The organism is Undibacterium sp. GrIS 1.2, assembly GCF_040544435.1.
GTDB lineage: Bacteria > Pseudomonadota > Gammaproteobacteria > Burkholderiales > Burkholderiaceae_D > Undibacterium.
The window spans coordinates 1-7,925 of the sequence record NZ_JBEONP010000096.1 but is presented as its reverse complement, the minus strand read 5'-3'; the positions used below and the strand labels follow the sequence as shown (position 1 = coordinate 7,925).

At 44.8% G+C, this 7,925-nt stretch carries 9 protein-coding genes; 3 read left to right on the top strand and 6 right to left on the bottom strand.

Annotated elements, in window-relative coordinates:
- Positions 1-226: 226 nt before the first annotated feature.
- On the top strand, positions 227-1,390 hold the full coding sequence (locus AAKU61_RS21570) for an integrase domain-containing protein (RefSeq protein WP_354335595.1): 1,164 nt from the start codon (positions 227-229) through the stop codon (positions 1,388-1,390).
- 492 nt (positions 1,391-1,882) lie between these two features.
- On the opposite strand, the gene AAKU61_RS21565 is transcribed toward AAKU61_RS21570, so the two are convergent.
- The 6 genes from AAKU61_RS21565 to AAKU61_RS21540 all read right to left on the bottom strand — a co-directional run bounded on the left by AAKU61_RS21565 (position 1,883) and on the right by AAKU61_RS21540 (position 6,651).
- On the bottom strand, positions 1,883-2,095 hold the full coding sequence (locus tag AAKU61_RS21565; RefSeq protein ID WP_322121814.1) for a hypothetical protein: 213 nt from the start codon (positions 2,093-2,095) through the stop codon (positions 1,883-1,885).
- Positions 2,096-2,139: 44 nt separating this feature from the next.
- Positions 2,140-2,349 carry a hypothetical protein gene (locus tag AAKU61_RS21560; protein ID WP_322121813.1) on the bottom strand — a complete coding sequence of 70 codons (210 nt, stop codon included), beginning with the start codon at positions 2,347-2,349 and terminating at the stop codon, positions 2,140-2,142.
- 50 nt (positions 2,350-2,399) lie between these two features.
- Entirely contained in the window at positions 2,400-2,678 is a 279-nt protein-coding gene (locus tag AAKU61_RS21555) for a hypothetical protein (protein ID WP_354335593.1), read from the bottom strand.
- Between the two features lie 63 nt (positions 2,679-2,741).
- Positions 2,742-3,077: a hypothetical protein gene (locus tag AAKU61_RS21550; protein ID WP_354335591.1), complete on the bottom strand. Its 336-nt coding sequence runs from the start codon at positions 3,075-3,077 to the stop codon at positions 2,742-2,744.
- Between the two features lie 946 nt (positions 3,078-4,023).
- Complete coding sequence (gene nikR / locus AAKU61_RS21545) at positions 4,024-4,479, bottom strand: nickel-responsive transcriptional regulator NikR (protein WP_323492981.1); 456 nt, start codon at positions 4,477-4,479, stop codon at positions 4,024-4,026.
- Between the two features lie 144 nt (positions 4,480-4,623).
- Positions 4,624-6,651: a TonB-dependent receptor gene (locus AAKU61_RS21540; protein ID WP_354335589.1), complete on the bottom strand. Its 2,028-nt coding sequence runs from the start codon at positions 6,649-6,651 to the stop codon at positions 4,624-4,626.
- A 385-nt stretch (positions 6,652-7,036) separates the two neighbouring features.
- On the opposite strand from AAKU61_RS21540, the gene AAKU61_RS21535 reads away from it, so the two are divergent.
- Together AAKU61_RS21535 and AAKU61_RS21530 are read left to right on the top strand one after the other, a co-directional pair.
- Positions 7,037-7,495 (top strand): HAD domain-containing protein, encoded by a 459-nt coding sequence (locus tag AAKU61_RS21535; protein ID WP_323492983.1) that lies wholly within the window; start codon positions 7,037-7,039, stop codon positions 7,493-7,495.
- The coding region (locus tag AAKU61_RS21530) for a GNAT family N-acetyltransferase (protein WP_354335587.1) at positions 7,489-7,925 on the top strand (437 nt) is incomplete at its 3' end. The genes AAKU61_RS21535 and AAKU61_RS21530, both read left to right, overlap by 7 nt.

Genomic DNA, 7,925 nt, shown 5'->3' with positions numbered 1-7,925 from the left:
CCTACCTGTAAAAATAATCGTATTGATGAATTGCTTCCGCTGCGGGCAAAATCGGTTATTTGCTGATCGTCTAGGTGGGTCTGTCGGACGCATACTTTCTAGTACGGGTGCCAGCCAGTATTAGAGAGCCAAGTTTATCGCTAAAGAGTCCTGGACCTGCCGGAGGCCGCCCTGCAAGGCATTAAGTTGCAAAGATTTACTTAACCACTCCATACAGGGGAAAATGATGGCCGTTACTTATGAGCATACGCATGACGTCGAGAGGTCCAAATTGCCGCAGGCGATTAAAAATGAACTGAGCAAACTATTCTCTAAAAATATTCACATAGCTCATAGCAAGACACGTATTAGCAAAGCGGCTCTGGGTATCAAAACACAGCGTCTGCGTTGCCTTTGCATTACCGCCGCGATAGAAGAGATGTACACCATTGGTAAGTTTGAAATTAAAAGTTTGGATAATCTCAAAGAAAAACATATTCAATTTTTAGTAGACCACTGGGTCGCAAAAAAACAAACACGCGGCACGATTGAAAATAAGCTTACTTACTTGGCGACCTTGGCGAGTTGGTTAAAAAAAGCCAACATCGTCAAAGATCCAGATAGCTATCCATCATTAGCCGAATTACCGAAAAGGACCGGGATTGTCATAGAAGACAAGTCATGGGAGTCGCACGGCATCGACGTTAATGCATTAATTGGCCGGATCGCCATGGAGAATAAACACATCGGTATTCAACTCATGTTGCAAATTACCTTTGGCGTGCGCGCAGAAGAAAGTATGCTCATGCGACCCTATGACACCGTCATGCGTCTATTCGGTGAGACCTACCTCCAGGTCGAAGATGGAACCAAGGGGGGACGACCACGTAAGTTTAAAATCGATGACGAATCCCAACTGGCCATTATCGAGATAGCCAAAAACTATATTAACAATAAATCTAAAACGACAATTCCAGCGGAGTACTCGCTCAAAAGATGGAAAAGTCATTATTACTATGTACTAGGAAAACATGGCATTACCAAAGAGGGCTTGGGTATAACAGCACACGGCTTGCGCGCACAATATCTCAACAATCTGTACAAAAATTTAACGGGGTTGGACAGTGCAGTGCGTGGTGGCGAAAAACCAGCCCAAGATATCCTTGCAGCCGCCCGCCAAATTATTACCGAACATGCCGGACACTCCATAGCCAGCAAAGCCAATGCATACATTGGCAGTCACGCGGCGATGAAAACCAAAACCTCAAAAGACCTGACAAATGAGCAGATTCTCGCTGCTTTGCAAACTTCTGAGGGCAATAAGATGAAAGCAGCTGAGCAACTAGGCTGCGCTCGCAGCTATCTCTACAAACGACTCAAAGATCTGGAGCAAAACCATGAACAGGCTTAAACACGTATTGTGGATTACCACGCAATTATGGACATTGCTCCTCGCATTCACGTTTGTTGTCTTCATCATCAATAGTAATGCAATGTGGATGCAAGTCAAATTACCGCTGCTCACGGTCGGTCTATTCCTCATGGTGATGGTGGCAAGAAAGTTAGCACATCACTACAGGGAAAAGTTCTCCACAAAATCAGTGGGAAACGCTGTGGATAAGTCGACCTGACGTTGAAAAAGTGCGGTCTACACCTAATAAATTTAAAGCGATTATTCATTGCTACATTTTTAAGCAATGGTGCCACTATACGCGAAATAGATTTCATCACCACTTTTCCAACGCGTTGGAAAAGTTCCTTACGATAAAAACTTTTACGCTAATACCAAAAGTATTGGTAGTGAGTCCGTCGCTTTTAGATTGTTCTATCAAAGGCAAACAGAAAAATAATTAACGTCCACATTCCCGCCGGAAACGAGGACGTCAAATACGACTCCAAAGAGCTATTGTAGAACAGAGTTAGGAATATCACTCACCTGTTGCGCCGCCATTTTGGCCCACATGAGATAACCCTCATCGGTGAGCTCCCTGACACGACTTTCTCCTAATTCCCGTAGTAAAGTCGGCGTTATTGCACCGAGTTTGCGCTCTAGCAAAGTTTCCCAGCACGCTTGTTCCTGTTCTTCAAACTCGACCCAACCATTCACGATACGCATTGTGTACCTCCATAAGTTAATTTTCAATTACAGACAACAAGATCTCAGAGTCCTCGCCGCCATTGCTGCTTCACCTCCTCAATCGCACCCCCTAAAGGTGAAAAATAGGCACGAAGCGTAAATCGCCAAAGTCCTCGCCATCCAGGCTCTTGCACTTGCGCATGAGCGGCTACTGATGCCTGCCAAGCTCCAATAAAAATCGCACAAAATAATTTACAGCCAAACAGCACAAAACGTGTCACTAAGATCAGCATATGTCTTCTCCTTAATTAAAGCTCGTTGAATAGAATCAGGAATTCCTCACCTAGCTGCGGTAGAGCGTGCGGTTACATTGGTTGCACTGAAAGTACCGGCGATGATCTGAGCGATTACTCCAGCCGTATTGCCGGATAGCGCGCGAATGGCAGTGATAACACTGCGTCCCAGAGCGTGTCTTACATTCAGGATGCTGCTTCCAATACTCTTCCAAGGTCGGACGCGATAGCCAGTCCCGATGAAGTCCCGCAACCGATCCTTGGTACCACACATATCCAATAACGCAGATCACAACGGCGTACAGCACTATTCCATAGAGATGGTTCATTTTGTATTTCCTTTTTGAATAAGCGAACGACAAGAATTGAATAGGGAAGGGGACTAAGTGTGTTCATCGAACGCGCTGATAGTCACGTCCGTCGTAGATCAAAAAGCCGGTCTGTTTATCGATCGTCAAAAATAACGGCAATCCATTCCGTATTTCTAAGGTGCCGTCTTTCATCACCGCCGGATAATTACGGGTGCAATGATCGAAACAGTAGATGGTGGTTTGTCTCACGATAAAATGCGCATCATTTTTAACAATCTCGAGCTTGTTACCCGACTTCTCCCTATCTTGCCAATGCCCGACAAAGGCAGTCCCCGATTCAGACTCGGGTGCCTGACATCCGGTGAGACAATTGAAAAAAACACCAAGAACCAATACTATTTTTAAGAAAAATTTCATAATCCACTTTCAGAAGAAAAAGACGCGATCTGGTAGCTCAGAGTGACTGCAGGTCGATGGGAATGACCGAGACTGCCCATCACATTGAGGTCATTGATTTCAAAGATCGCCCGTTGAAACCGATCGCTCAATACGCTCAGAGTCCCACACAAAAGCGTCTTGTCAAATTGCAGAAAATTGAACAACTGTGGGAGGATTGGTTGCTTAGATGAAGATTGAATATCCCATTGAAAAAGCAGATATCAGCAGATGAACTGAGAAAGAAATCAATAAGAAGGACTGTAGGAGAGCGCAGTACCCCGATATAGAGCATGAGCCAAATGAGGTTAATTTAAGGCGCGTAAACGAATTTTGACGTTAATTGAGTATTTGCATCAAAACAGCCATTGATTTTCAATTCAAAGATGCCATGTTTTTTCAACCAAAATTGCCACTAATTTTCATCTCAAATCTACGATTGAATTGCATCAATAGACATCGCAGGTTCTTAAGATCGACATGAATATTACGCAATGTCTAAATGCAAAATAGCCACTGGAGGGGAAGTTCAAACTTTCCCTCCAGTGGCTATTTTGCGTAAGAACTTTACGATCGCAAGCGAACTAGCGACCGTAAGCGGCCAGCGCCTCTACATTGCTTCGCGGCTTAGCTTTTAGAATTTGGTTGGTATTGCCATGCTATCGGCGCTGACTTGCATGAGCGGCTGGACATCGTTATTCAGTCGATCTCTGAGCGAAATGATATTAAGAAGAAAGCGTCTGAGAAAAGATAATTTTTTGGTGATTAATTAACGTTTCATTTGGATCTTGCTGCATTTCCTAGGCAGGCTGGAAAAAAGTGGCAATCGATTTACTCGTTATCAGATAATTTCAATAAACGCAGGCGACGAACCGAGCAGTACAAAACTACTTCTCGTTGCTGATCCCGAAAAGTGCGTATTTTCAAGTCATCGATGCGGATGAACATGAGTATGTCCTACCAGTGAATATTTCTCTTTTTTGATGTCTACCGGTACCACATGTACATTGCCATGCCGAACCCCGGTTTGTGAAATGATGGCATCAGCGCAGGCGCGTACCTCGGCCATTTTTCCTTTCAGCACGACGGTTTCTAAACAATTGTCATGGTCCAGATGGATGTGTTGCGAGGCGATAGCAATATCGTGGTGCTCATGCTGCATGTGGGTCAGACGATTGGCTAATTGGCGCTCGTGATGGTCATAGACATAGCTGACGGTTGCTACGCACCATTTGGCTTTTCCGGTGGCGACATCGGCCTCACCCAATTCTTTACGCACGAGATCACGAAAAGCCTCAGAGCGGTTTAAATAGCCTCTGCTTTCTACCAACCGATCAAAAGCATCTGCCAGATCGTCATCGACTGAAATGGTTAAGCGTCGCATCTTTTACCTCAACAAAATAAAGAAATTTTTTTATCATGACTCAAGTGTGTTCACCATACCGCAGTCAATCGTCATGATGACAAAGACCATTGTTCTCGCAAAGCTCATATCGACTGGTCTAATTTCAAATCTGAAATATGCTGCTCAAAAATTGGCAATTAAATTCACTCTCAACGAGCGCGATTCGATCGGATGAAAGTGTTTATCAAATACCCCCGCTGCAGGTTCACCCGGTAATCTTGATACATAAGCGTAGTCGATGGCTGAGTCTTGGCGGTTGGTTAAATTATAGCCTTCAAGATCTACCCGCAGCTTAGGACTAATCTTGTAGCCGATGCGTCCGTTAAGAGTTACTGTCCGATCAGATCGAACTGAATTATCCTCAATTAATGGTCTTGGTCCAAAGTAGCGTAACTGCAAGCCTCCAAAATAGGGACCTAGGTTGTCAACCGCAAGTGCCAATGAGGCAACACCCTCAACTGAGCCTGGAATATAAGCACCCACAACATCAAAATTCCGATAGCGAGCTTTTGCAAAAGCGATATCCGCGTCGATTGTCAGCCACTTAAGCGGTTTATAGTAGTTAGAAAATTCAAAACCTAGTCGCCGGCTTGGGCGTCCTGTATCTTGGGTCGTACCCGCATCCCCTTGGAACAGCAATTCTGAATCAAGATCGAGGCGGTACACCGAAAGGCTGGTTTGCAGACCTTGGATCAACTCAGTTCTGACGCCGAGTTCTAAACCGCGAGACAAAACCAAGGCGGACTCGCGCGTGGCACTCATGCTGGCATCACGCGGATTGACTGAAATAGTGGCGCCCCGAGCATCGTTGCTATGAAAACCGCGACCCATATTAAAGTAATATTCGGTTTTGTCCCAAGGGCCAAAAATAAGACTTAGTTTCGGGCTGGGTAAATGTTCTGACACGGTATTAGAATTAGCAATAAGATTACTGGTGACATTATTCCGATAGAAATCCTCTCTGATGCCCGCAATACTTCTAAATTTATCAGTCCATTGGGTCGCATTTTCTGCATACAAGCCCAAGCTAGTTTCAACGGTATGATCCTCTCGTGTTGTGGATAGACGCTGCCGGTCTTTAGTCGAATACAAGCCGTTATGGATATTGTCGTTCTGAAATTGTAGCCCAACCGTATTCTCAGATTGACGTCCCATCAACGGTAGTTTCCACGTATGGCTCGCATTGAGAGCCGTTGTGACCCGTCGGTCTGGCTGGTTAAATTGATCACCATTAATAGGGTCGTCTAAAAAATAGGTGAAATTAGAGTACAGATCAAGTTGGTTATTAATTACGTAGGCATTGAATTTTGTTGCTGTTGTCTCTGTGGTTTTTTGCCATCCAGTAGATAAGCTGTAACGGTGAGCGCTGCCACCATCGCTAGGATCAATTGCATCAAAACGATTGGCAAGTAGGCCAGAATCAATCGCACGCTGTGGAATCTGATCAGTAGAATTCCAATGGGCTCGGTAAGCCATCAAACTGATATTAAATCCGTTTGCCTCAGTACCCTCGCTGTAACGCAGTACACCGTTTACTTTACGATAGTCATCGCCGTGTACAAATGGGCCATCATTATGAAATAACTCCAAAGCATAAAGTAGATTGCCGTTACCGAATTTTGGTGAGTCAGCTAACAAGGTACGAGCAAATCCATTTTGTCCCACACCTACACTAAAAATTCCTTGCGGGAGTCGATTTGCATAAGCCACGCTGACCGATCCGGCTGACGCAAAATCTCCCTGTTGCGCATCATAAGGGCCTTTGCTGTAATCGAGTCTAGTCGCTAATTCGGGTATTAAAAAATTGACATCAGTCCATCCTTGTCCATGAGCATGGGTGCGCTGGTTGACCAACATACCGTCAACTGTAGTGCGCAGATCCGTGCCGTGATCGAGATTAATGCCGCGCAGATAGAACTGATTAGCTTTTCCTTCGCCGCTATGTTGGCTGACGATGAGTCCAGGCGTTGCTTCTAGCAGTTCACCCGGGCGATATACGGTACGAGCCTCTAATTGCTGCTGCGTTACCACCCCTACACTTGCAGCGCTAGCAATCCCGATCTGGCTATTTCGTGAACCCTCCACTACAACGGACGGAACTGTCTCATCCGTTTCTGCGCTCCAAGAAGGCGCAGCTATACAAGGCAACATGGCAATAACTAATGATATTTTTTTCAATTGAAAGTAAGGTAGTTTCTTTTGGAAAATATTGTCCATTGCTGAATGTCCCTCTTGGAATAATGATTAATTAAAGCAATAAATTGGGTGATTGAGAACAAAAATTCTCGATGTATGAATAAATAAATATTATTCATATCAGTATTTGTACGTTGAAGCTATAAAGTCGGATTCAAGCTTGAGGATAAATTTTTATTTGATCTAAAATAATTGTATGGAGAATATGCGTACGTTCATACAATATAAAAACGTTCCGTTATTCAAAGGATACCTAAAAGATAGAAAGTAAATTTGACGCTCCGTAAAGTACAATTTTCTTTGTATTTACTCAACTTGTCTTTAGTGGGCTAGAACAATAATGATCTTGTTTTTAGATTTTGATGGTGTTTTGCACCCAGAACCCTGCTACCAAGAGGCGCAGTTATTCTGCCACTTGCCGCGACTAGAAAATGTCTTAAGAGATTTCCCTGATGTGCATATTGTTATTTCCAGCACATGGAGAGATAAACGTTCAATCACTGAACTCAAAGCATTCTTCTCCGAGGATATTGCCGACCGGATCATCGGTACGACTCCAGCCTGGAGAGAAATCCCAGAGATTATGGATACGATTGGCTATCAACGACATGCGGAGATTGAGGGTTGGTTGAGACAATCTGGTCGGCCATGGATAAACTGGCTGGCAATTGATGATAAACCCTATCTTTTCAAGCCGTTTCTAAAAAATCTGATTAAAACCGATTCACTGACAGGCTTCGATGATCAAGCCGAAGAGCGGTTAAGGCGTCATCTCGCAGTAGCCTCGCGTCCATGCTAAACACTTACACGCTACGTAGTGTGACTCTAGCAGAAGCTAATATAGTTGCTTCCTATCGCTACTATCGGGAACAAGAAAACCAAGACGACAAGGCTGCTTATATGTTCTGGCTTAGTCACGCTATCGGTGATGGCCGCTACATCGGACTATTGGCCGAGAGTAACGGTAAGATAGTCGCCAGTGCAGGTATGACGTTACTTGATTGGGGGCCGACACGCGGCGATCCTAATCCCTACCGCGCCAGAATCGTGAATGTCTACACGGAACCGGCGATGCGTCGTCAAGGAATCGCCAGAGTCCTAGTTGAACGATTGCTGACACTTGGGGAGCAACGCGGCGTTGGTGCACTTCAAACTCGAAAAGCGGTGATGTTACGATGCGGCCTCAATTTTACTGATCGCCCCGATGCCCAACAAACACAACGACGATC

Bases quoted from the DNA above. Each gene is read 5' to 3' on its own strand.
- AAKU61_RS21550 (WP_354335591.1), bottom strand. From the start codon at position 3,077: ATGAAATTTTTCTTAAAAATAGTATTGGTTCTTGGTGTTTTTTTCAAT.
- AAKU61_RS21540 (WP_354335589.1), bottom strand. From the start codon at position 6,651: ATGTTGCCTTGTATAGCTGCGCCTTCTTGGAGCGCAGAAACGGATGAG.
- AAKU61_RS21560 (WP_322121813.1), bottom strand. From the start codon at position 2,349: ATGCTGATCTTAGTGACACGTTTTGTGCTGTTTGGCTGTAAATTATTT.
- AAKU61_RS21570 (WP_354335595.1), top strand. From the start codon at position 227: ATGGCCGTTACTTATGAGCATACGCATGACGTCGAGAGGTCCAAATTG.
- AAKU61_RS21535 (WP_323492983.1), top strand. From the start codon at position 7,037: ATGATCTTGTTTTTAGATTTTGATGGTGTTTTGCACCCAGAACCCTGC.
- AAKU61_RS21555 (WP_354335593.1), bottom strand. From the start codon at position 2,678: ATGAACCATCTCTATGGAATAGTGCTGTACGCCGTTGTGATCTGCGTT.
- nikR (WP_323492981.1), bottom strand. From the start codon at position 4,479: ATGCGACGCTTAACCATTTCAGTCGATGACGATCTGGCAGATGCTTTT.
- AAKU61_RS21565 (WP_322121814.1), bottom strand. From the start codon at position 2,095: ATGCGTATCGTGAATGGTTGGGTCGAGTTTGAAGAACAGGAACAAGCG.